This is a genomic window from Nocardia sp. NPDC006630 (genome assembly GCF_040611495.1).
Lineage (GTDB): Bacteria > Actinomycetota > Actinomycetes > Mycobacteriales > Mycobacteriaceae > Nocardia.
Genome location: NZ_JBEXOK010000010.1, coordinates 256220 through 277050, shown reverse-complemented (window position 1 = coordinate 277050; position 20831 = coordinate 256220). Strand labels below are relative to the sequence as shown.

Genomic DNA, 20831 nt, shown 5'->3' with positions numbered 1-20831 from the left:
CGGCGCAACGGGTTATGTCAACGCCTACCGCGAATACACCCTGTACCACCATCTGAACGACGCTGTCGACCACGCTGAATGGGATTGGAACGTCCCGGACCAGTGGTTTGACCAAGCGTCCTCATGACCGGGTGACCCGGACGAACATATCCTCGCGACGAGCATGGGTGCGTGATCGGCGTCTGCGACATGGACCAACAGGCGTCGCGCAGCGATCCAACGGCTGTACGTGATCCTGTGAGAGCGATATGGCTTCAGCGGCGATTTCCGTTGCGCGCGTGGGTATCCGGCGAGAAGCAGTGGGATGGCGGCGGTATGAAGGGAGGTCGAACTCCGGGGTGCTTACTGAACTGCGGTGCAACGCCACCGTTTGGCGCCCGGATCGGATCTGGATACTTCCGCTGAAATGGTTGCCGATGCCGGTCGAGAGTTTGAGCTCGCGCCCATCGGCACCCCGCCGACGGTGTCGAGCTGTCACAGGTGCATCGGCACCTCACGCCGCAAGCGGTAGATCATCTGATCGGCTTCGTCATGCGGATGTGTGCGATGAGTATGGCAGCGGTTATGTGCCGGGGCGATGACGTTCTTGAAATTCAGGACACGCCCCGCATTGCGTCGACCGGAAGGTGCCCTGCCGGCGCTTGCGGGATCCGTTATTTGTGCAGTCTCGCGGACGGGCCAGTCGCGGTCCCGCACAAGGCGTGTTGCGATCGCTTGATCCTATATATCAGGATGATGGTTACGTATGGCAGTACGTATTTCTATGATGGCGTGATCCCTGTTACTTGCTGTGAGTGGCGGGTCCGCTCAATGTCGAGAAGGATCGCGATGATCACGCTGAATGATCTCACCCCGGCTGCCTTGAACAGGCCCGGTGAAAGATCGGTCCTCGTTGTCAACACTTTCGTTGTTTCGGAGGGGGTGTCGGCAAGGTGCGATCCGTGCGCAGCGCGCGGATCTTCTCTACGTGAACGGTAGTGGGAGCACTCCGAAATTCATCACGCACACACCTGACGACCGGGCCGGCCGCTTTAGTGCGTGCCGAATTATCAGTTTGATCGGCTGACGCCATATGGCAGTGGGATTTGCCGACATTCTTCGATTCGCAGGGTGACGGCTAGCTGATTACGTCGCTCTGCGCTCGGTCAGTTGCTTGCCGCAGTGCGGCATCCCGTACCGCTCAGAAAGAATAGAATATGTCCGACGTCAATCACCCTGTCCTGCATGGAAAAGAATCTTCCGATGCACGCTCGGGTGGAATACCGTTGATGCTCGCATTAATGTTGCCCGCCCAACTGTTGACCATCAGCGGTATCGCTGGTGGCGCAGCTCAACCGCATATTGTCCAGTACTTTCACACCAGTCACATCGTCTGGTTCAACCTGGCCACAGTGATGGTATCGCTGTTCAGTCTGCCGTTCGCAGTCAGGCTGGGCGAGATCTACGGCAAACGCCGCGTAATGCTTATTCTTGCAGCCCTCGGAATTGTGGGAGACATTGTCTCGGCGATCGCACCGACATTCATCGTGCTGATTCTAGGTCGCGCGATCGCCGGCCTCTACGGTCCGATTGTCGCGCTCGTGCCGGCCTGCATCCGAGATTGCTTCCCGGCCAAGCGAGTATCCATGGCGTACGGCGTCGTCATGGGATCGATCGGCATTGTCGTCCTGGTAAGCCCGGTCGTGGTAGGGCGCATTATCGATTCGTTCGGCTGGCGCGGCACAATGTGGTTGCTGACTGGGCTCACGGTTATCGCCATCGGCATGATTGCCCTGATGCCGGAAACTCCTCGGAGAGCTCGCTTCTCGTCGGAATTCGACTGGGCGGGAGGAATTCTGCTCGGTATCGGAGTCTCCGCGCTGGTGTACGGAGGCGGCAACTTCTACAACCTGGGCTGGGGCTCGCTTCGGACCTTCGGGCCGCTGCTCGTGGGAGCGCTTGCCCTTATCGCTCTTGTGCCGGTGGAACTTCGGGTGGCAAGTCCGATCGTCGATGTGCGAATGCTCGCACGGCGAGGCATAGCCGTAGTCATCGTCACTGCGGGCTTCGTTCAGTTCGCGTTCATCGTTTCCCCGCTGGTCCTTTCGTTTATTGCCCAGTATCCGAAGATTCCGATGGTCTCCGATGGGTTCGGATGGACAGCGACTCACTATGCTTTTGTGGGTATACCAGCGGGTGTCGCCACGGTTGCTGCTGGTGTGGTGACAGGAGTGCTGCTGAAACATGTAGGGCCACGGCTGCTTTGGCTCGCCGGTTCGACTCTGCTGGTTGTCGGTCTTTTGGCTTTCAGTGAATACCACTACGATACGATGCAAATTGTTATCTCGTCGGTTTTGGTGGGGTTTGCGGGCGGCATTGTGATGGCATGTGGCGCTGCGATGGTGGTATCTGTCGTCACCGAAGACGAGCAGGCGACAGTCAACGGCATCGCATACTTGGCTCTACAGGTCGTCGGCGGCTTTTGCTACCAACTGTTGTTCGCTGCGCTCGCGTCGCATCAGGTTGTCATGCAAGGTGTTCCGTTCTACTTGGACGCCGCCTACATCAACTCCTATCGTCTGCTCGTCGGAGTTGCCGGAATCGGCCTGTTGATGGCATTCCTGCTTCCCCGTCTCAAGCGTCCTTCCGTTGCACTCGAATCTTCCGCCTCCGAGGGCACGCCCGTGCAGGCGGCCTGAAGTAGCTGGCCTGCATAGGCTGAGCTGTCGGACGAGGCGAAATTCCGGTCACGATTAAGCTTTCGAGATTCACAAACAAGGAGCCGCATGGGTTCGATAGAACACCGCTGCCGGAAACCGCCAAGGCGGTCGGGATATTCGAACATTTCGGGTCGGAGTGCCTCGTGTGCAAGGGCTTTCAACTCGAACCGACTGGCTGCGTGATGTGCTCGCCGCAGTGCACTCGAGGCTGGTATCAGGATGGGATCTCGGATTCAGCAGTGGTGGGGGCAGGGGGAGATGAACCTCCCCGGCCGGCGGGATATGCCGATGTCTAGTCGCAGGGTTGGTATCCGGGTCCGAATCCTCGCCATCGCGCTGATTCCGAGTTTGGCACTGTTTGCTGTGGGGGTCGGCGCCGCGGGCTACCTATCGCGGCAAAGCGACCACGTCAAGACCTGGTCCTCGGTGTTGGCGAACGCGAATCTGCAAGCACGCGACATGATCTCAGCGGTTCAGCAGGAGCGGCTACTTTCGCTGGCACAACTCATTGCGCCGCAGCCCAAGAACGTCGATCTTGTGCTGGCTCGCCATAGGCTGGACCAGGCCCTCGATGCGCTCACCACGTTCGAATCCCAGCTGTCAGTATCCGGGATCTCCCAAATAGATTCTGTCACAGCAGGATTCGATGTTCTCAAGACGCGCCTTCCAGAGGCTCGGGCCCAGATCGACACGGGCACGATCTCGATCGCCGACACTTACGGCTTGTACAGCGGTCTGTTGGAAGGTGTGGCGGTCGGAACTGAACTCATCGGGAAGTCTGCCCCGGACCCTCGCGTCGCGTTCGAGTTCGCGAACGAGGTGCGTGTGGTGCGTGCGATGGAAGCAATGTCGCGCAGCAGTGCGCTCGCGGTCGCCATGCTCGGTGGCGCCGAACTTCCCGGCTCCTTGTCGGTCGAGTACCGGAACATGGTGGGCTACTACCACACCGAACTCGCGCAATTGTCAAACGATCTCGGTGGCGCACGCGCAAAGACCGCCGAATTGCTGATCGCCGCGCCTGAGTGGCAACGGATCTCGGCGATGGACGATCTCGTGCTCCAACGTTCGTCGACAGAGAAGCCCGGCCTGGTTCCGATGCCGGCGAGCACGGTCGCCTCCTGGCGCGATGACATCGACCGAGTTCATGATCAATTGCTCGAACTCTGGCAGGCCCAGAACGAGCAAGCCAATCAGGTAGCGACCGATTACGCGGCGCAGACCTCTCGGTACTCGCTGCTCACAGGTTCTGGAGTGTTGCTGCTCGCGGTGATCGCGTTCTGTGCTTCGCTGTGGATTGCGAACAGGCTCAGCGGACGTCTGCAACGACTACGGGCGGAGACTTTGGCGCTGGCCGAACACGCACTCCCCGAAACTATGCGCCGACTTGCAATGGGCCAGTCTGTAGCCGTCGAGAACAAGTCGGGGGAGCTGGACTTCGGTGGCGACGAGGTGGGAGAAGTCGCTGACGCATTCAACCGAGCATATGCCGCCGCGATTGCAGCCGCCGTCACCGAAGCCCGTACCCGCGAAGGAGTTCGGCGCGTCTTCCTGAACATTGCTCACCGTAGTCAGCTGGTTGTGCATCGCCAGTTGGAGCTTCTCGACGAAGCCGAGCGAGAACAAGAGGATCCGCAACTACTCGACATATTCTTCAAACTGGACCATCTGGCGACTCGTGAGCGCAGAAATGCGGAGAACCTGGTGATTCTCGGTGGCGGACAGCCGAGTCGGCGCTGGAGTCGCCCAGTGCCGCTCCTCGAACTGGTGCGCAGTGCGGCCGGCGAAGCCTTGGAATATTCCCGCGTGCGTACTACGCACATGCCCCAAGTCTCGGTCGTCGGCGATATCGTCGCTGACCTCATCCACCTCTTCGCCGAGTTGGTCGACAACGCGACCCATTTCTCGCCACCGCAATCCCGGGTGGACATAGTTGGCAAGCTGGTCGGCAAAGGGGTCGCCGTAGAGGTCAACGACCAGGGAATAGGCATGCCTGAGGACGCCTCGGTCCGTGCCAACAAGCTCCTTTCTCACCCCGCAGACTTCGACGTGATCGCTCTATCGCAGGATGTACAACTGGGGCTGTTCGTAGTTGCGAAACTCGCTATCCGACACGGTATCTCGGTGCGTTTGACCGAGTCCGACCACGGCGGCCTCAAAGCGATAGTCCTCATTCCGGTTTCACTGTTGGTCGACGAGACCTCTGCACTCGATCGAACCTCTCAGGAATACAAACCGGGCGTTCGGTGAGCCCGGACGGCGGTGAATGAGCCGCAGTGGACCACCGGTACTGACCGGCGCCTTTGTCCCCGCAGTCTCCCGTCGTGACGCTACGCGCCGCAACCGATCCAACACAAAGGAGTCGTATGAATTCCGAAGCAGCGCTACCGGAAACTACCAAGGCGGTCAGGATCTTCGAGCACGGAGGACCAGAGTGCCTCTTGTACAACGACTTTCCCCTGGCTCCGGTGGGGCCCTGCGATGTGCTCGTCGCCGTGCATTCGGCGTCGGTATCAGGATGGGACCTGAGATACCGCGGTGGCGAGGTCGTGGGATTGAACCTGCCCGGTCGGCGAGGGCTACCGATGCCTCAACAGCTCGGTCGCGAGGCATCCGGAACGGTGGTCGCCGTGGGGTCCGAGGTGGCCAGTTTTCAGCCCGGACAGAGGGTTGTGGCGGTCGTGCATCCGGAGAATCCCTACTCGCCCGAGACTTACCGCGGCTTGGGGAATCTGTCGACCGGTATCGATGTCCCCGGCCATGCCGGACTCGGTTGCTACGCACAGTATCTTCTTCGCGATCAGCACCTGTGGATACCGGTACCGGAACATGTCGACATGGAACAGGCGGCGCTGACATTGTGGCCGTACGCCACTGCGCATCGTGTCATCCGAGATCGTCTACGTGTACAGCTCGGCGAGACTGTGCTGGTAGGTGGCGCCTCGGGTGGGATGGGCGAAGCGACGATTCGGCTCGCCAAGTTAGCGGGGGCGAGGGTCGCTGTCACAACACGTTTTCCGGCCAAGGCGGAGGCCTTACGCGATATGGGGGCCGAAGAGGTCATAGTCACCGAGGACCTCGATGCTGCGGTTGATCGGCTTCGAGAGTGGAGTGGTGGCGGTGTCGACCATGCGGTCGACTACAGCGGAAGCGCGCTGGTTCTGCGACTCGCCATAGATTCCCTGCGACTCGGCGGACGAATCTGCCCTGCGGCCGGCGCGCAGCGTGGCACCGAGCCGATGCCTCTGACGATGCACGACTTCACGCGGCTGGAGATGAGCATGATCGGTGTGCGCGGCGCACGCCACCAGGATACGGTGACGGTGCTGGATCTGTTGGCGCGCGGTCTGATTGGCATTCGCGTGGCGGCGAGATTTCCGCTGTCGGAGGCGGCAGCCGCGCATGCTCTGTTGGAGAACGCGACAGAGCTGGTTGGTCGGGTGGCGCTCTATCCGGATCGTTGACCGGAGTCTGTCGCCCGCACCGGTCGGGATTCGCGATCACTTCGGTGGAGAGGCCGCGGACGCCGGCCACGGCCCCACCCTTCCGTTCTTGCTGCGGGGCAGGTCGACTCAGGTCACGATGAGGATCGGATTTTCCAGCAGATTCCTGAACAGTTGCAGGAAGGCCGCAGCGGTAGCTCCGTCGACAGCGCGGTGGTCGGCGGAGAGAGTGACTCGCAGGATCTTGCGGATGACGACTCGGTCCTCGACCAACTGCACGGTGTCGATGGCCGCGCCGACGGCGAGGATGGCAGCTTCGGGAGGGTTGATGATCGCCGCGAACTGCTCGACTCCGAACATGCCCAAGTTGGAGATCGTGAAAGTCGAGCCTGACATCTCCTCGGCGCGCAGCCGACCGGCGCGCGCACGCTCGGCTTTGTCCTTGCTTTCCGCTGCGATCTCGGAGATTGTCTTGCGGTCGGCGTCACGAATCGTCGGCACGACCAGTCCGGCGTCGATGGACACGGCCATACCGAGGTGAATTCCTCGGTGTTGCAGCAGCGTATCTCCCGCGAAGGAGACATTGAGCCGGCCGTCCCTGCGCAGAGTGGCGGCTACCGCTTTGATGATGAGGTCGTTGACGCTGACCTTCGCCGCACCGGTCGATTCACGGGACCGGTTCACCTGCGCGCGGAATGTGAGCAGGTCCGTGACGTCGATTGCGTTGGTGAGATAGAAGTGCGGGGATTGTTGTTTGCTCTCGGTGAGACGTCTGGCGGCGACCTTCTGCACGCCGCTCAGAGCGACGCGGTCAGTGTCTGTGGTGATCAGAATCGGTGAGGGGGGCCTGTGAGTGGCAACGGTGGATTCCTTTCGGGCAGAAGCAGATTCGACGTCTTGGCGGGTGATGCGACCGCCGGGTCCGGTTCCGGTAATCACGGCGATATCGACGTTCAGCTCGCGGGCGACTTTCCGGGCCAGGGGCGACGCCTTGGCTTTGTCGCTGCCGGCACGGGGTCCGACAGTCGCCAGGGCGGGTGCGGGTGCGTTCGACACTGTCGGTGTCGAAGCATCCGAGGTCTGAGCGGGAGGAACAGTCGGTTTTGTGCCAGTTCCGTCTCCGACCACAGCGATCGGGGTGCCGACGGCGACTCTGGTTCCGGCGTCGGCGAGGATCTGCTCGAGCACTCCGTTGTCGTAGGCTTCGAGGTCCATCAGCGCCTTGTCGGTCTCGATCTCGGCGAGGATTTCGCCGCGAGCGACCTTGTCGCCGACCTGTTTGAGCCAGGTGACGACGACCCCTTCCTCCATGGTGTCGGACAGTCGAGGCATGGTGATTTCTGGCATACGTTTCTCGATTCCGATCAGCGGCGGCGGCCCACGGCGGCCAGGGTTTCCAACGTGGCGGTGTACAGGGATTCGGCCGATGGCAGAGCGATCTGCTCCAGAGTCTTGGCGTACGGCAACGGAACCTCCGCCGCGGCTACGCGACGGACAGGTGCATCGAGATAGTCGAAAGCACCGTCGGAGATCGTTGCGGCGACCTCTGCTCCAATGCCGTAGGTGAGCCAATCATCTTCTGCGACAACGGCACAGCCGGTCCGGCGCACCGAGGCGACGATGGTGTCGCGGTCCAGTGGCCGCAGACTACGCAGATCGATCACCTCGGCGGAGATCCCCGATTCTTCGGATAACCGCTGCGCGACCTGGGTCGCGATCGTCGCCATCCGTGAGTAGCCGATCAAGGTGATGTCGGTGCCGGCGCGGGTGATGGCGGCCTTGCCGATCTCCGCGGGGGGAAGATCGTCCGGTACTTCACCTTTGGTGTTGTACAGAGCGAGGTTCTCCAGGAAAAGCACCGGATCGTCATCCTCGATGGCGGCCCGCAGCAGCGCTCTGGCATCGGCCGGGGTGCTCGGGGCGACGACTTTCAGTCCTGGCACGAAAGCGTAATAGAGTTCGATGTTCTGTGAGTGAGTGGCAGCCAACTGCTGCCCACCGCCGCCTGGGGTACGGATGACCATGGGCACGCTGGTTTGCCCACCGAACATGCCGTAGATCTTGGCGGCGTGATTGACGATCTGATCCAGGGCCAGTAACGAGAAGTTGATGGTCATGATCTCCACGACGGGGCGTAGCCCGAGCATGGCCGCGCCTACCGCAGCACCGACGAACCCTTCTTCGGCGATCGGGGTATCGCGTACCCGTTTGTCGCCGAACTCGGCGAGCAAACCTGCGGTGATCTTGTAGGAGCCTTCGAAGACCCCGATTTCCTCTCCGATCAGGAAGACATCGTCGTCGCGACGCATTGCCTCGCGCAGGGTTTCGCGCAGAGCTTCGCGATAGGTGATGACAGGCAACGGATTTCCTTACGGTCGGAACAGCGGGTCGGCGGGAAGTCTGCGGGAAGCGCCGGCGACCGGTGTCGCATACGTGTAGTCGAACAAGGTCGACGGCTCGGGGTGAGGACTGGCATCGGCGAATTCGACTGCTGCATCCACCTCGGTCTCGATGGACTGCTCGAGTTTGGCCGCTTCGTCCTCGGTGAGCGCGCCAGAGCCGATGAGCTCGGCGCGCAGCTTGGCCACCGGGTCGTGCGTGCGTGCGGCGGTGGTGTCGGTTTCATTGCGGTACTTTGCCGGATCGACGACCGAATGGCCCTTGAGCCGGTGGCTGACTGCTTCGAGTAGCGCGGGTTTGCCCTCGCTCCGCGCGGCGTGCAGCAACTCTGCCGCGATGTCCCGCACTGCCAGCACGTCGGTGCCGTCCACCTGCTCACCCCGCATGCGATAACTGCTCGCGCGCTTGTACAGATCCGGCTCGGACGAGGCGTTTTCGACTGTGGTTCCCATGCCCAGGTGATTGTTGATCACCACGAAAAGCACGGGTAATCCCCACAGTGCAGCGATATTCAGCGATTCGTGAAAGGCGCCGATGTTCGTGGTGCCGTCGCCCATCTGGCACACCACCGCATCGTCACCGCCTCGATAGTCGATGGCCAGTGCTGCACCGACAGCCAGGGGGAGCTGCCCGCCGACGATGCCGTATCCGCCGAGCAGGCGTGCGGAGGTGTCGAACATGTGCATCGACCCGCCCCAGCCCTTGGATGTGCCGGTGGAGCGACCGTAAAGCTCCGCCATGACTCGGCCGGGTGCAATGCCTTTGGCAATCGCGTAGCCGTGTTCGCGGTAGTTGGTGAACAGGTAGTCGGTAGGCCTCATGGCTGCGGTCAGCCCGACCACAGTGGCCTCCTCACCGAGATTCAGATGGCAGTAGCCGCCGATCTTGGCTTGGGTGTATCCCTGGGCGGCGCGCTCCTCGAATCGCCTGATGAACAACATGTCCCTGAGATATCCGCACAACGTTGCGGTATCTTCCGTGCTTGGTCCGTGTGGTGAGTGGTCGAGCGTCTCGGTCATGATCATCCTTCTCAGCGCTTACGCGGTGCGATATGTACAGGCAGACCGAGTGCGGCGAGCGCTGTCTCCATGCCGATTTCGCCGAGGGTGGGGTGGGCGTGGATGGTGTCGGCGAGCTCGTCGAGGGTTGCTTCCATCGACATCGCCAACGCGCCCTCGGCAATCAACTCGCTGGCGGATGGCCCGATGATGTGCACACCGAGGATCTCTTGATGTTTTTGTCCGGCAACGATCTTCATAAATCCCTCGGTGTCGCCGAATGATTTGGCGCGACCCAGCGCGGCGAACGGGAAACGTGCGGTGAGCACGTCGTGACCGGCCGCACGGGCGGCATCCTCCGTGAGTCCGACGCTGGCGATTTCGGGATGGGTGAAGGTCGCCGCCGGGATCACCGTGTAGTCGATGTGCGCCTCGTGCCCCGCGATGACATCCGCGGCGGTCAAACCCTGATGGGAGGCCACGTGGGCCAGCAGTGCCTTCCCGGTGACATCGCCGATGGCGTACACGTTTTCCGCGCTGGTGCGCAGCTTCTCGTCGACGGCAATGAACCCACGCGCATCGGTCGCAACCCCCGCGATATCCAGGGCGAGGTCCGCGATGTTCGGGCGCCGGCCGACACCGACCAGTACGACGTCGGCGGCAAGTTCGCGAGCCTGCGCTCCTTCGACGGTGACCCGCAACGTATCCGCCTCGGCGATCGCGGCGACCATCGACCCGGTCAATACGGTGATTCCGCGTTTGGCGAACGACCGGCCCAGCGCGGCACCGATGTCGCTGTCTTCCGCAGGGACAAGCCGATTCTGCGTTTCGACGATGGTGACTTCGCTACCGAAGGCCGCGAACAGACTGGCCCACTCCACACCTACGGCGCTACCTCCGACGATGACTATCCGACCGGGCACCTCCGTCAGCCCGAACGCGCCATCGGAAGTGATCACGCCGGGCAGGTCGGCTCCGGGCACCGGTAGATGGACCGGTACCGAGCCGGTCGCGATGATCACATCGCGTCCGGAAACTCGGCGGATCGGCGTCGTAGGCGGTGCTGCGTAACCAGGGCCGCCCGGCCCGAGCGGTGCAGGCCCGACTTCGTGGACCTCAACGGTCGTAGGGCCAATGAACCGGGCGTGCCCGGTGATGGTCGTGACCCCGTTAGCGGCGAGCAGGCTTGCGACGCCATCGGTCAACTCTTTGACGATGCTCTCCTTGCGCTGGAGCACCGTCGCGTAGTCGAACGTCAGATTCTCGGCGAAAACGCCGTAATCTGCTGCAGCTCTGACTGTTTCCAATACCTCTGCGGATCGCAGCATGGCTTTGGTGGGGATGCATCCCCAGTTCAAACACACGCCGCCCGGTCGTTCCTTCTCTACCACGGCCACCGACAGACCGCGTTGTGCCATACGGATCGCGGCCACGTATCCTCCGGGACCGCCCCCTATGACCAGAAGATCGAATTCCGGCACTGGTGATGCTCCTCAATCTCATACCCGCGCGAAGGTGTTGCGCGGCCGTACCGACGAGTCTCATCGCCAGAATCGAGGCCGAACATGCCTCGAGCGCACAGGGATTGCGTTGTGAGACTGGGCAGCGTGCACAAGGAGGGGTAAGCCCCGAGATGCTTATATCTGTTCGGATCGGCGGCTGACCACGTCAGCCGCCCGGACTTGGGCCTACAACAGGTCTGGAGGTGCATCGGGACAGCCGAGTTCGTCGCTGATTCGTCGCATCCGAGTCGGGCGTGAGCGCGCCAAGACGAACCGGCTTGCGGCCGCGGACGATTCATCTCGACTGCAAGCATCCAGAGGATTCCGACACGGATTCCGGAATCGGCTGAGTGCTGAGTCGAGCATCTGCACCTCGCGAGCCGGACATTCCTGTTTTTCAGGACGGCACTTATGTCATCTAGGACGAATTTCTATCATTGGCGCGATCAGTGGCGATGCAATCGCCCGTGCTGATCTGCTCAATGACGAGAGAGGATCCCCATGATCACGCTGAATGATCTCGACTCCCGTGCGCCGTTTTTCGCGCAGTTGAACGAAGCCGGTGATGAGCCGGTCACGATCGTGAACACGTTTCTGGCGCCCGAGGGTGGGATGGACGATGTTTTCGAGATCTGGCGGCAGGACTCGGAGATCATGAAGTCCAAGCCGGGGTTCATCTCGGCCCAGCTCTACCGCGGAACCGCGGGCAGTCGGGTCCTGACGAATGTCGCAGTCTGGGAATCGGCGAGCGCGTTGAATGCCGCGTTCCTCGGTCCGGAGTTTCAGCAGCTGCTTCCGTCCTATCCGGATGGCTCGGTGGCCTACCCGCATCTGGTTCGCCCCGTCGCGGTCCCGGGCATCTGTATCGGTGTGTCATCGAACTCCGAACCCGCAGTGAGTGATTCGCTTCACCCGGCGTCGGAACCGCCTATCGAGTTCTTCGAACTGACCCCGGAACTGCCCGCCGTGGAACAGCTCAAAGCCACAGGCAGCCCGTTTCTGTTGCTGGACATTCTGATCGCGCCCGACGGCGCGGTCGAGCAGGCGATCGCGGCGTACGAGAAGATCGCTGCCTTCATGAAGAAGAAGCCGGGATTCATCCAGGCCCAGCTGTATCGAGGTACGAGCGGCAGCAACGTGCTCATCAACCTGGCGGTCTGGGAATCAGGTCGAGACTTGTTCGAGGCAGTGGCGGACCCGAGCTTCGCCACGATCACCGCGGCATATCCGACCGGGAGCCGCTGCACCCGCCATGCGCTACAGCGGGCCGCTGTTCCCGGCGTGTGCATCGCCTGACAGTTCCAGCCGACCGAGTACGACACGACCACGGCCCGCATCGAATCCGCTCACGCGGGGCCTGATTCGACTCGGGCCGTGGTCGTTCGAGGAGAGGGCAGTCGCATGAATCCCATGATCCTGCTGCTGCCGACAACCATCAAGGCGGTGCGGATATTCGATCACGGCGGACCAGAACGCCTCGTGTGCAACGATTTCCCCTGGAGGCACTGGCGTCCAGGGACGTTCCGGTTGCGGTCCATTCGGCGTCGGTGTCGGGGTGGGACCTGAGTACCGCAGTGGCGAGGTGCGAGCAGTGAATCTTCCCGGTTGGCGAAGACCGCCGATGCCGCAACAACTCCCTTGGTTGTGTTCCACCAAGACTGTTGTGGGACAACAAGTCCAGCACCGGAAAGGGTGGACATCTAACGTCCGGGGTGAGCGCATTCGCGGGGATGCTGGGCACCCGGATCGTGTAAAGGATCACGATCGCGCGAACTGCAGCGCACTACGTTGCCGCAACCAGGGCGTTGGTCGGCCGTCCAAACTGGTTGGCCGCCAACGCTTTCGAACATCCTCCACTGCCGCTTGGCGCGCGGTTCCAACCGGCCAAGTGGCGTGTCCGAAGATCAACTGGCTGAGCTCATCTCGGGGCCGAGCGTCGCACCATAATGGCGCTCCTACTTATCTTCGAACGAGCGTGGTGCTGATTGTTGGCTCGCTTTTAGGCCAAGACCTGGTTTTGTTAGCTGCCTGCCAAACCTTGGACTGCTAGGTACCTATCAGATGGAACGGGTGACGTCGTCACAGAGCGCCTTCGGCGGCGGCCTGATACGCGCTGCGGACGAGCGGCCGGAAGCCGAGCTCGCGCGCGAGGGTCCCGTCGACGTGCCCCTTCCAGGGGTTCTCCAACGGCTCCGCTGACTCCTTGTACTCGGCGCCGACGAGGCGGGCGATCTCGTAGACCGACATGGGGGCATCATCGGAGAGGTTGACGACGCGGCCGTCCATCGCGCCGGTCAGCGCGAGCAGCATCGCGGTGGCGATGTCGCGGTGGTGTATGAGACTCATCATCGCCGCGGGGTGCCAGTTCCAGGAACCCAGGAGCCCGGGCGCGGACTGCAGGTGACCGTCGCCGTCACCGTAGACGAACGAGAATCGCAGCACATTCCACGTCAGTCCGCTCTCGCGCAGGAGGCGCTCGGCGACGATCTTGGTCGCCGGGTAGGGCAACTGCGCGTCGGCCGGGTCCTCCTCACAGGCCGGTCGCGACAGGTCGTCGTTGTAGACGAGGCTGGTACTGGCCATGATGACGCGCGCCGCGGGAGCGTGGGTCTGCACGGCCTCGATGAGGTTCCGTGTGCCGCCGACGTTCACCTGTTCGATCAGGGCGGGATCGGGGGCGCGCAGGACCGCGGCCAGATGGATGACTGCGGAGACGCCGTTGACGGCCTCGGGCAATGTCGTCGGGTCGAGCAGGTCACCTTCCACGGGAGTGACACCCTCAGGAAGTTCTTTGCCCGCGCGGACCAGTGCACGGCACTCGATACCCGCGTCGACGAGTCGGCGGAGCAGGCGGGTGCCGACGAGGCCGGTGCCGCCGGTGATGAGGACGGTCATGATTCGTTTCCCTTCGGAGAAAGACTGGTGAGTCTTGCGGTCGCCTCGCGCAGGACGCGGGCGGTGGTGTCGATATCGGCTTGCGGGACGCAGTCGAAGGCGGTCTGCAGGATCAGCGCGATCGGATCGGGCAGCTCGCGCCAGAGAGCGGCGCCGGCGGGGGTGACTGTCAGCACCTTCTGACGCTGGTCGGTGGCATCGGGTTTCTGTTTGACCAGGCCCTTGCGAACCAGGGCAGCCACCACACCGGTCAGCGTCGCGCGCTCGACCTCGAGGATGCGCACGAGGTCACGTTGTGGGGTCGGCCCCACGGTCATGAGCTGATACAGCACATACCACTGTGTGGGCCCGAGATCGAACGGGCGAAGCACCGACTCCATCACGACCCGGCTCGCCAAGTGATACTTCTTCGCCCACGCACCCGCCGATTGATGCTCGGGATCCGCTTGTTCGTTAGCCACCAAACAAATATAGCTAGGTGGCTAACGATGTGTCGAACAGCCTGCGCTGGGATCGTCGGCTGCCCGCCGTCGTCCGCGCTATCAGGTGTGCACGCCGCGAAGGCTTTTGCGGGTGTCCGTACCCGGGACATGACACGCGGATCGCGCGCCGGGACGGTGGTGATGCCGAAGCCACTCGCAACCAACTGCAGTTTCGCGATAGCGGTCGCAGCGCGGCAAGACCGACACACACGGTAAGCAGACTGTCTCGGTCTCCAAGGTTCGCGGTTCGCGACCGGAAACGACGGAATGACACACCGCGCACGATGGCGCCGGCGAAGCAGGTACGGGCATAGCGGGATCGCCTTCCACTGGGTCGAGAAACGACAAACGCCGCGACGGAGGGAATTCCGTCACGGCGAGAAAGGATCGAGCATTCTGAGCAGAAGAAATGAAAGTACGGTCTGCCGCGGAGTGGTATCGGAGGGAGGCCGGCCCTGCGGTCAAACTCTCACCATGTGCAACGCATATGACCTCGGGGAGATCGCTACTCAGGCGACATGAGGGATTACAACGCCGCGCAGATCCAACTAATGTCGCCTAGTGTGTGCCCACTGCTCGGTGCTGCGAATTGTTGGCCAGGCGTTCGTGACGGAGAGATAGGGCTGCCGAAATTTCGACGCAACTATTCCAAAGTCGTGGGACTCAATGAGAGTGCACGATGTTGCCAGACGTACCCGGCACGGTCGTGCGGTCTGGATCTCCCAATGCCGTTAGAGGTGGGCGTAGCCGCCTACACTCCAGACGATCCAACGGAAGTTCTCGGTAGAAAGAGGTTGCCGCGCTGGAACTCCGGGAGCGACGGGGTACGGCCAGAAGCAGTAGCCACACCGATGGCAGTAGCAGCCAGCACTCCACACACTTCGAGCGGCATAGCGGCCACGCAGAATTCGATTATTGCGACGGGTTCGACGCGCAGCCGCTGTGAACAGCAAGAGTGCAGGTGCTGCGACTGTCAATGAGAATCCGAAGCCAACGAGGATGAGCATCGGTAAGCTGACATCCCCATCTGGCTCACGGATCGCGAGAATAGAGAATAAGACAGCGAACAGCGCGGGTATCGACAGTACGATGCCGAGCAGGACCAACTTGCCAGAACGGCGCTGTGTTGGCTCCGGTGCGAGCGACTGCGCAAAGCCTGGTGGAGCGGGTCCGTTCAATTGTCGCGGAGCCGAACACTGGGACGAGACCACCGGTGCCGATGCCGACCCCGGAGTAGTAGTCGGATCCGTAGTACGTCGTTGTTCCCGATGCCCGGATGGCAGGCACCTTCTGTACCTGGTCGTCGTGTTGGCATGTGGGGCAGTTGAAGTCGTATCCCACGATGGCATCCTGTCCCACTGCGGTTGCGCCGCGATGGAGACGATTGCCGCGCAACAGCGCCTGTGCTGGTTCCCGGTGGTGCGATGTTTCGATCCATCGAACACCGTTGCGGCGCGACTGTCGAGTGGGAATTGTGCGGTCGGTCTCCGATGTCATCAACGGTCCCTTTCTGGTTCGACGCCCTCTGCTCGGTCCGGGGGAGTGTTATCAGTCCACGCAGGCTGCGACGAAGACGATCGACTGCGGCTCGCGGAACAGCAGGGTGCAGTTTCGTGGCTCGCTACCCGGGTCAGCGCGCGGGCGTGGATACTTCGCGGCCCTTGCTGCGGGCTCGCCATTCGCTTGGGTCGGGAGCGACCGATGAATCCGCCTGCTCGCCGGTCAGGATGTTGTTGCCGTGCAGGGTGCTCCTGGCAGAACGCCAGGAACTCTCGAACACCTCTCGGTCGGCTCCTACCCGGGTCACCCAGATCTGCTGCGGCACCACGGGTCTCCATCGTCGGGCTATTCGCCCGGCGCACGGCTGTGGCTTTGCCGACCGTGGGGCTGTTGGTCTCGTGCAGATTCGACCCATCCAGTCGGTGGTCTGGACGGGCGAGCCGACTTGCCAAGGGGTCGCTGTTCGGCCAGTTCAGATGCGTTTTCCATCTTGCCAAGAAGTTGCCAAGACAGCCCCGAACGGGCCGGACGAGGCGGCACAGGAAGGACGGAACGCGTCCGGCAGGCCGCCGATCCGCGACGGCTCCGCATACCGAATCTGCGGTCTGCGGAGGTGATCCCGCACTCCGGAGCATCGCGCATCCAGGCCGGCGCCCTCAGCCCGCAATCGGACCGAATGATGTCTCCACCTGCGTAAACGTTCCCGCGGTGGCCGCCTACTCGATGCCGACCGTATCGGCGTGGCGGCGGGATCGCCACGCCAGACCCGCCCACGACACGATCACAGCCACTGCTACCAGCACTCGCACCAGATCCAGGGCGCTGCGCGGGTACAGGGTGCCGGTGATGTAGTGATCGATGAATCCGGTCGACGGCAGCCCGGCCTCGCCGGCCCGATGCCGCGACCAGTTCTCCAGATCTGTCAGCGGGCATTCGAATCCGAACAGCACCGTGCTGAATCCCCATGCGAAGGCAAGGATGTGCAGCCAGATGGTGCGCGGCCATCGCCAGGCGATGAAGCCGCCTGCAACGACATAGGCCACGAAGAGAAAGTGCACGACCGCGGTCGCATCGGCGAGGAGCCGGTACTGCATAGCTCCAGGATAGGGGCGATGGGAAGGTGCGCGGGGGAGTGAACGACATATGTAGACGTAGATATGCGCATCTATATATGTAAAGCGGGGGATTGACCACACGCGAAAGACCAGCATGGGGTGGGGGAGCAGCTGCGGGATGGCTTGATGGCCCGACGCCTGGCGCATGGGTGGTGTGTCAGCATGCAGGGATATCCCAGTTCAGGCAGTTGTGATTGAAAATATATCTGTACGTAAATATGCGCATCTAACTATGTATCAGACTATTGAGTTCACCTCAGCTACTCCGAACCTCACGATTCAGAAGGACAAAGACAACCCAGAGGGGAGGGGCCGAGTCGCGGCCCCTCCGTATCACCAGTCGGAGGGCTTGTAGTCCTTGAGGAAGACGCCGTGCACGTCATCGCCGCTTTCGCCGCGGACGATCGGGTCGTACACCCGGGCCGCGCCGTCGACGAGATCGAGGGGAGCGTGGAAGCCCTCCTCGGCGAGGCGGATCTTGGTGTAGTGCGGGCGCTCGTCGGTGATCCATCCGGTATCGACTGCGGTCATGAGAATGCCGTCGGCTTCGTACATTTCGCGAGCGCTGGTGCGGGTCAGCATGTTCAGCGCGGCCTTGGCCATATTGGTGTGCGGATGGCCGGCGCCCTTGTACGCCCGGCCGAAGACACCCTCCATGGCGGACACATTGACCACGTACTTGCGCGGTCCGGCGGCAGCGGCCATGGCGGGCCGCAGTCGCGAGATGAGGATGAACGGCGCCGTCGAATTGCACAGCTGCACTTCGAGCAGTTCGGTCGCATCGACCTCACCGACGGTCTGCACCCAGCTGTTGGTATGCGCCAGATCCGGCACCAGCCCGCCGGCGTCGATGGCCACGCCCTGTGAAATGCGTTCGGGCGTAGCCGAACCCGCGAGCAGCGCCAGATCGGTGATATCGGCTGCGGTCAGGCTGGGGGTGAGGGATGCGGTGAGTGCGGTCGGATGCGCCTGCATCGTCTTGCCGAAGGTGATGACCTCCGGCAGTTCACCGGCGGGCAGCGGCCCGGATTCGGCGTCGATGAGCGCGCTGTACGAACCGGCCGAGCGCCGCACGGTCTGCGCGGCATTGTTGATCAGGATGTCGAGCGGGCCTTGTGCGGCAACATCATCGGCGAGGGCGAGCACCTGCGCGGGGTCGCGCAGATCGATGCCGACCACGCGGACCCGGTGCAGCCAGTCGGCGCTGTCGGGCTGCGCGGCGAAACGGCGGATGGCGTCGTTGGGGAATCGGGTGGTGATGGTGGTGTGCGCACCGTCGCGCAGCAGCCGCAGCGCGATGTACATGCCGATCTTGGCGCGTCCACCGGTCAGCAGTGCGCGCTTGCCTGTGAGGTCCGTCCGCGCATCGCGCTTGGCGTGGCTGCGTGCCGCGCATTCGGGGCACAGCTGGTGGTAGAAGGCGTCGACCTGCGTGTACTTCTGCTTGCAGATGTAGCAGGGGCGCGCTCGCAGCAGCGTTCCCGCGGTGGCGACACCGCTGACGCTGGAGCTGATGGGGATTCCGGCGGTCTCGTCGTCGATCCGGCTGGGTGATCCGGTGGCCGTGGCCGCGATGACCGCCCGGTCGGCCTCGGAGATGGTGTCGCGGGCTTGGATTCGCCGCCGCTGCTTGAGTTTTTTGAACATGTGCCCGACGGCGCGCTGCACGGTCATCGAATCGGGGTGCTCTTTGTCGAGCTGCGCCGCCTGTTCGAGTACCCGGAGGCAGATCGCCAGCTCGTCGGGGGCGATGGCCGGGGATTCGGGTGCTTGCTGCGTGCTGTGCTCGACCATCGGGGGGTGCGGGGATCCTTCGTGCGTGCGGCGGTTGACCGAGTCATTCTCTCATCGCGGCAGGCGGGTCCGGGCCGTCGGGGGCTGTGACCTGAGCCGGGGGCCGGTGCAGAGTTGACGCGGGGCCCGGCCGCTGAAATGCGGCCGGGCCCCGCGTCGGGATGGTGCGTGCGCGCTATTCGGCTGTCGCGCCGACGGGTTCGAGCTTTTCGGCATCGTCGTCGCGATCGAGTTCGCGGGCGCGTTCGGCCAGCAGGCCGAGCAGTCCGGCGGGGATTTCGGCGCGGACTTCGATGAGTGCGTGCCACACCACATCGGGGGTTTCGGTGGTGAGGGCGGCGAGGAATTCTTCGACGTCATCCATGCCGTCGATGAGTTCGAGCACGCGGGCGCGGCCGGCCTGGTCCTGGGCGAGGGCGATATCGACGAGGGTGTGGATATTGTCGCTGCGCGAGGCGGTGCGGACCGCGGCGAGCAGTTGGTCGCGGGTGAGGTCTCCGATGGTGCTCGCGAGTACCGGTTTCACCGCTTCCGGTAGTGCGTCGACCAGCGGCAGTGCCTGTGCCCACAGGTCGTGTTCGGCGGTGCTGGTGATGACGGCTCGCAGGACGTCCGGGTCCTGCATGACGGGCAGTGCGGCCATGCGGCGGCGGTTGTCGTCGGTCATGGCCAGGGCGAGCGGGATGAGTGCGTCCCAGAGTCCGGCGGTATCGGCTTCGCGGACCAATTCGCCAAGGCGCTCATCGGGTTTCGCGGCGACGCGGGCGGCGATGAAGGCGAGTTGCGCATCGGGCAGGTGTGCGGCGAGGGGTAGCAGGTTGAGCCAGTGCCCGCCGTCGAGTGCGGTGTCCATGACGGCTGCGAGGACGGGTTCGGCGTGCACGGCGGGTCGTTCGGCGAACAGGCGCAGGCTGTCGTGGCTCATGGCGCTGGTGATGGGCAGCAGGGTGGTCCAGGCGTCGAGTTCGTAGACGGCCTGGACGAGGGCGTCGAGGACGTCGGGGCCGAGGCTTGCGGTGATATTGCCGATCCAGGCGCGATTGTGCGGTGCGATGGAGTCGAGCAGGTCGATGCCTTCGGCCCACATGCTCTGTTCGGCGGCGGCGCGGATGACGCCGGGCACCCGGTCGGAGACGATGTGCAGCACATTGTCGATGGCGGATTTGTCTTCGAGCAGGAAGGCGATGCGCAGCAGGTCGACGTCGCTCATGACGGGTGCGGCGGCGCGCAGTGACGGTTCGGGGACGACGTGGACGAAGCGGCCCATGGTGATGTGGTCACCGACGGCGAGCAGTTCGCGCGCGGCGTCCACGACCATGCGCGGCGGGACTGCGGAGATGATGGCGGCTGTGCGGCGCGGGTCGAGCTGCACGGCGATTTCGGCGAGGAACGACGCGGGCAGCGATTTGGCGATGTCGATGGCCTTGCCCGGGTCGACGGCGCTGGCCACGGCGGCGCACAGCACAGGCCCGAAGGCGCGTTCGGCGACTTTGGCGCTGATGGCGACGGGTACGAGCTTGGCTCCGGCGGCAACACCCCTGAGCCGCTTGGTGTCTCGGTCGAAGAGCCGGTCGGTGACGCGCTCACGGAATTCGCGGATGGCCGCGGGCGGCAGGTCGACGAGGAAGTCGAGTTCGGTGGGGTCCGTGATGCCGAGAATGCGTGCGAGTTTGGTGGTTTCGGCGACGGCTACGAGATGTTCGCTCACAAGCCCAGTGCTTTCTTGACGGCCGGGCGCATGAGGCGCGGCACGAAGTCGAGGGAGGATCCGATGGCGGCGTCGAGGTTGGCGCGGCGGCGCGTCATGGCCTGCTGCAGGAGCCGGTCGAGTTCGGTGTGGTCGGCGTCGGTGAGCCGGTCGAAGGCGTCGGGGAGCGGGGCCCGCAGGGTGTCGCTGAGTTGGCTTGCTGCTTCTGACATCGGGTTCTTTCCGGTTCGGTGTCACGTTCGACTGGTTTCCGTGCCCGGGGCTTCCCTCTGCGCCACGGGTGCGTACTGCCGGTACG

At 63.1% G+C, this 20831-nt stretch carries 15 protein-coding genes; 4 read left to right on the top strand and 11 right to left on the bottom strand.

Annotated elements, in window-relative coordinates:
* Window positions 1–1196 precede the first annotated feature (1196 nt).
* From ABZX86_RS29665 to ABZX86_RS29655, 3 genes are all read left to right on the top strand, one after another.
* Complete coding sequence (locus tag ABZX86_RS29665; protein ID WP_355127953.1) at window positions 1197–2678, top strand: MFS transporter; 1482 nt, start codon at window positions 1197–1199, stop codon at window positions 2676–2678.
* A gap of 309 nt (window positions 2679–2987) precedes the next feature.
* Window positions 2988–4946, top strand: coding sequence for a nitrate- and nitrite sensing domain-containing protein (locus tag ABZX86_RS29660; protein WP_355127952.1), 1959 nt, complete (start codon window positions 2988–2990; stop codon window positions 4944–4946).
* Between the two features lie 116 nt (window positions 4947–5062).
* Complete coding sequence (locus ABZX86_RS29655) at window positions 5063–6160, top strand: medium chain dehydrogenase/reductase family protein (protein WP_355127951.1); 1098 nt, start codon at window positions 5063–5065, stop codon at window positions 6158–6160.
* Between the two features lie 108 nt (window positions 6161–6268).
* Here ABZX86_RS29655 and ABZX86_RS29650 read toward each other — a convergent pair whose 3' ends face one another.
* Genes ABZX86_RS29650 through lpdA form a run of 4 tightly spaced genes read right to left on the bottom strand, consistent with a single transcriptional unit; the run spans window position 6269 to window position 11018 of the window.
* Window positions 6269–7486 carry a dihydrolipoamide acetyltransferase family protein gene (locus ABZX86_RS29650; protein WP_355127950.1) on the bottom strand — a complete coding sequence of 406 codons (1218 nt, stop codon included), beginning with the start codon at window positions 7484–7486 and terminating at the stop codon, window positions 6269–6271.
* A gap of 17 nt (window positions 7487–7503) precedes the next feature.
* A complete protein-coding gene (locus ABZX86_RS29645) occupies window positions 7504–8490 on the bottom strand; it encodes an alpha-ketoacid dehydrogenase subunit beta (RefSeq protein ID WP_355128306.1) in 987 nt (328 codons plus the stop codon).
* An 18-nt stretch (window positions 8491–8508) separates the two neighbouring features.
* Window positions 8509–9558: a pyruvate dehydrogenase (acetyl-transferring) E1 component subunit alpha gene (gene pdhA / locus ABZX86_RS29640; RefSeq protein WP_355127949.1), complete on the bottom strand. Its 1050-nt coding sequence runs from the start codon at window positions 9556–9558 to the stop codon at window positions 8509–8511.
* A gap of 11 nt (window positions 9559–9569) precedes the next feature.
* Window positions 9570–11018 carry a dihydrolipoyl dehydrogenase gene (gene lpdA / locus ABZX86_RS29635; RefSeq protein ID WP_355127948.1) on the bottom strand — a complete coding sequence of 483 codons (1449 nt, stop codon included), beginning with the start codon at window positions 11016–11018 and terminating at the stop codon, window positions 9570–9572.
* Between the two features lie 522 nt (window positions 11019–11540).
* Between lpdA and ABZX86_RS29630 the strand changes: the two genes are divergently transcribed.
* Window positions 11541–12335: an antibiotic biosynthesis monooxygenase gene (locus tag ABZX86_RS29630; protein WP_355127947.1), complete on the top strand. Its 795-nt coding sequence runs from the start codon at window positions 11541–11543 to the stop codon at window positions 12333–12335.
* Between the two features lie 783 nt (window positions 12336–13118).
* On the opposite strand, the gene ABZX86_RS29625 is transcribed toward ABZX86_RS29630, so the two are convergent.
* The 7 genes from ABZX86_RS29625 to ABZX86_RS29595 form a co-directional block, all read right to left on the bottom strand.
* Entirely contained in the window at window positions 13119–13934 is an 816-nt protein-coding gene (locus ABZX86_RS29625) for an NAD(P)-dependent oxidoreductase (protein WP_355127946.1), read from the bottom strand.
* Window positions 13931–14395 (bottom strand): MarR family transcriptional regulator, encoded by a 465-nt coding sequence (locus ABZX86_RS29620; protein WP_355127945.1) that lies wholly within the window; start codon window positions 14393–14395, stop codon window positions 13931–13933. The genes ABZX86_RS29625 and ABZX86_RS29620 overlap by 4 nt, the downstream gene beginning before the upstream one ends.
* A gap of 1651 nt (window positions 14396–16046) precedes the next feature.
* Window positions 16047–16241: a hypothetical protein gene (locus ABZX86_RS29615; RefSeq protein ID WP_355127944.1), complete on the bottom strand. Its 195-nt coding sequence runs from the start codon at window positions 16239–16241 to the stop codon at window positions 16047–16049.
* A gap of 391 nt (window positions 16242–16632) precedes the next feature.
* Window positions 16633–17010: a DUF2784 domain-containing protein gene (locus ABZX86_RS29610; protein WP_355127943.1), complete on the bottom strand. Its 378-nt coding sequence runs from the start codon at window positions 17008–17010 to the stop codon at window positions 16633–16635.
* A gap of 354 nt (window positions 17011–17364) precedes the next feature.
* Window positions 17365–18825, bottom strand: coding sequence for an SDR family NAD(P)-dependent oxidoreductase (locus ABZX86_RS29605; RefSeq protein ID WP_355127942.1), 1461 nt, complete (start codon window positions 18823–18825; stop codon window positions 17365–17367).
* Between the two features lie 175 nt (window positions 18826–19000).
* The gene (locus ABZX86_RS29600) at window positions 19001–20533 is read right to left on the bottom strand and encodes a hypothetical protein (RefSeq protein ID WP_355127941.1); all 1533 of its coding nucleotides are present in this window, start codon (window positions 20531–20533) and stop codon (window positions 19001–19003) included.
* Window positions 20530–20745 carry a hypothetical protein gene (locus ABZX86_RS29595; RefSeq protein ID WP_355127940.1) on the bottom strand — a complete coding sequence of 72 codons (216 nt, stop codon included), beginning with the start codon at window positions 20743–20745 and terminating at the stop codon, window positions 20530–20532. The genes ABZX86_RS29600 and ABZX86_RS29595 overlap by 4 nt, the downstream gene beginning before the upstream one ends.
* Window positions 20746–20831 lie beyond the last annotated feature (86 nt).

Excerpts from the sequence above, each read along its gene's own strand:
- ABZX86_RS29665 (WP_355127953.1), top strand. The coding sequence starts at position 1,197 with ATGTCCGACGTCAATCACCCTGTCCTGCATGGAAAAGAATCTTCCGAT.
- ABZX86_RS29650 (WP_355127950.1), bottom strand. The coding sequence starts at position 7,486 with ATGCCAGAAATCACCATGCCTCGACTGTCCGACACCATGGAGGAAGGG.
- ABZX86_RS29625 (WP_355127946.1), bottom strand. The coding sequence starts at position 13,934 with ATGACCGTCCTCATCACCGGCGGCACCGGCCTCGTCGGCACCCGCCTG.
- ABZX86_RS29595 (WP_355127940.1), bottom strand. The coding sequence starts at position 20,745 with ATGTCAGAAGCAGCAAGCCAACTCAGCGACACCCTGCGGGCCCCGCTC.
- ABZX86_RS29630 (WP_355127947.1), top strand. The coding sequence starts at position 11,541 with ATGATCACGCTGAATGATCTCGACTCCCGTGCGCCGTTTTTCGCGCAG.
- ABZX86_RS29610 (WP_355127943.1), bottom strand. The coding sequence starts at position 17,010 with ATGCAGTACCGGCTCCTCGCCGATGCGACCGCGGTCGTGCACTTTCTC.
- ABZX86_RS29655 (WP_355127951.1), top strand. The coding sequence starts at position 5,063 with ATGAATTCCGAAGCAGCGCTACCGGAAACTACCAAGGCGGTCAGGATC.
- ABZX86_RS29660 (WP_355127952.1), top strand. The coding sequence starts at position 2,988 with ATGTCTAGTCGCAGGGTTGGTATCCGGGTCCGAATCCTCGCCATCGCG.
- pdhA (WP_355127949.1), bottom strand. The coding sequence starts at position 9,558 with ATGACCGAGACGCTCGACCACTCACCACACGGACCAAGCACGGAAGAT.
- ABZX86_RS29605 (WP_355127942.1), bottom strand. The coding sequence starts at position 18,825 with ATGGTCGAGCACAGCACGCAGCAAGCACCCGAATCCCCGGCCATCGCC.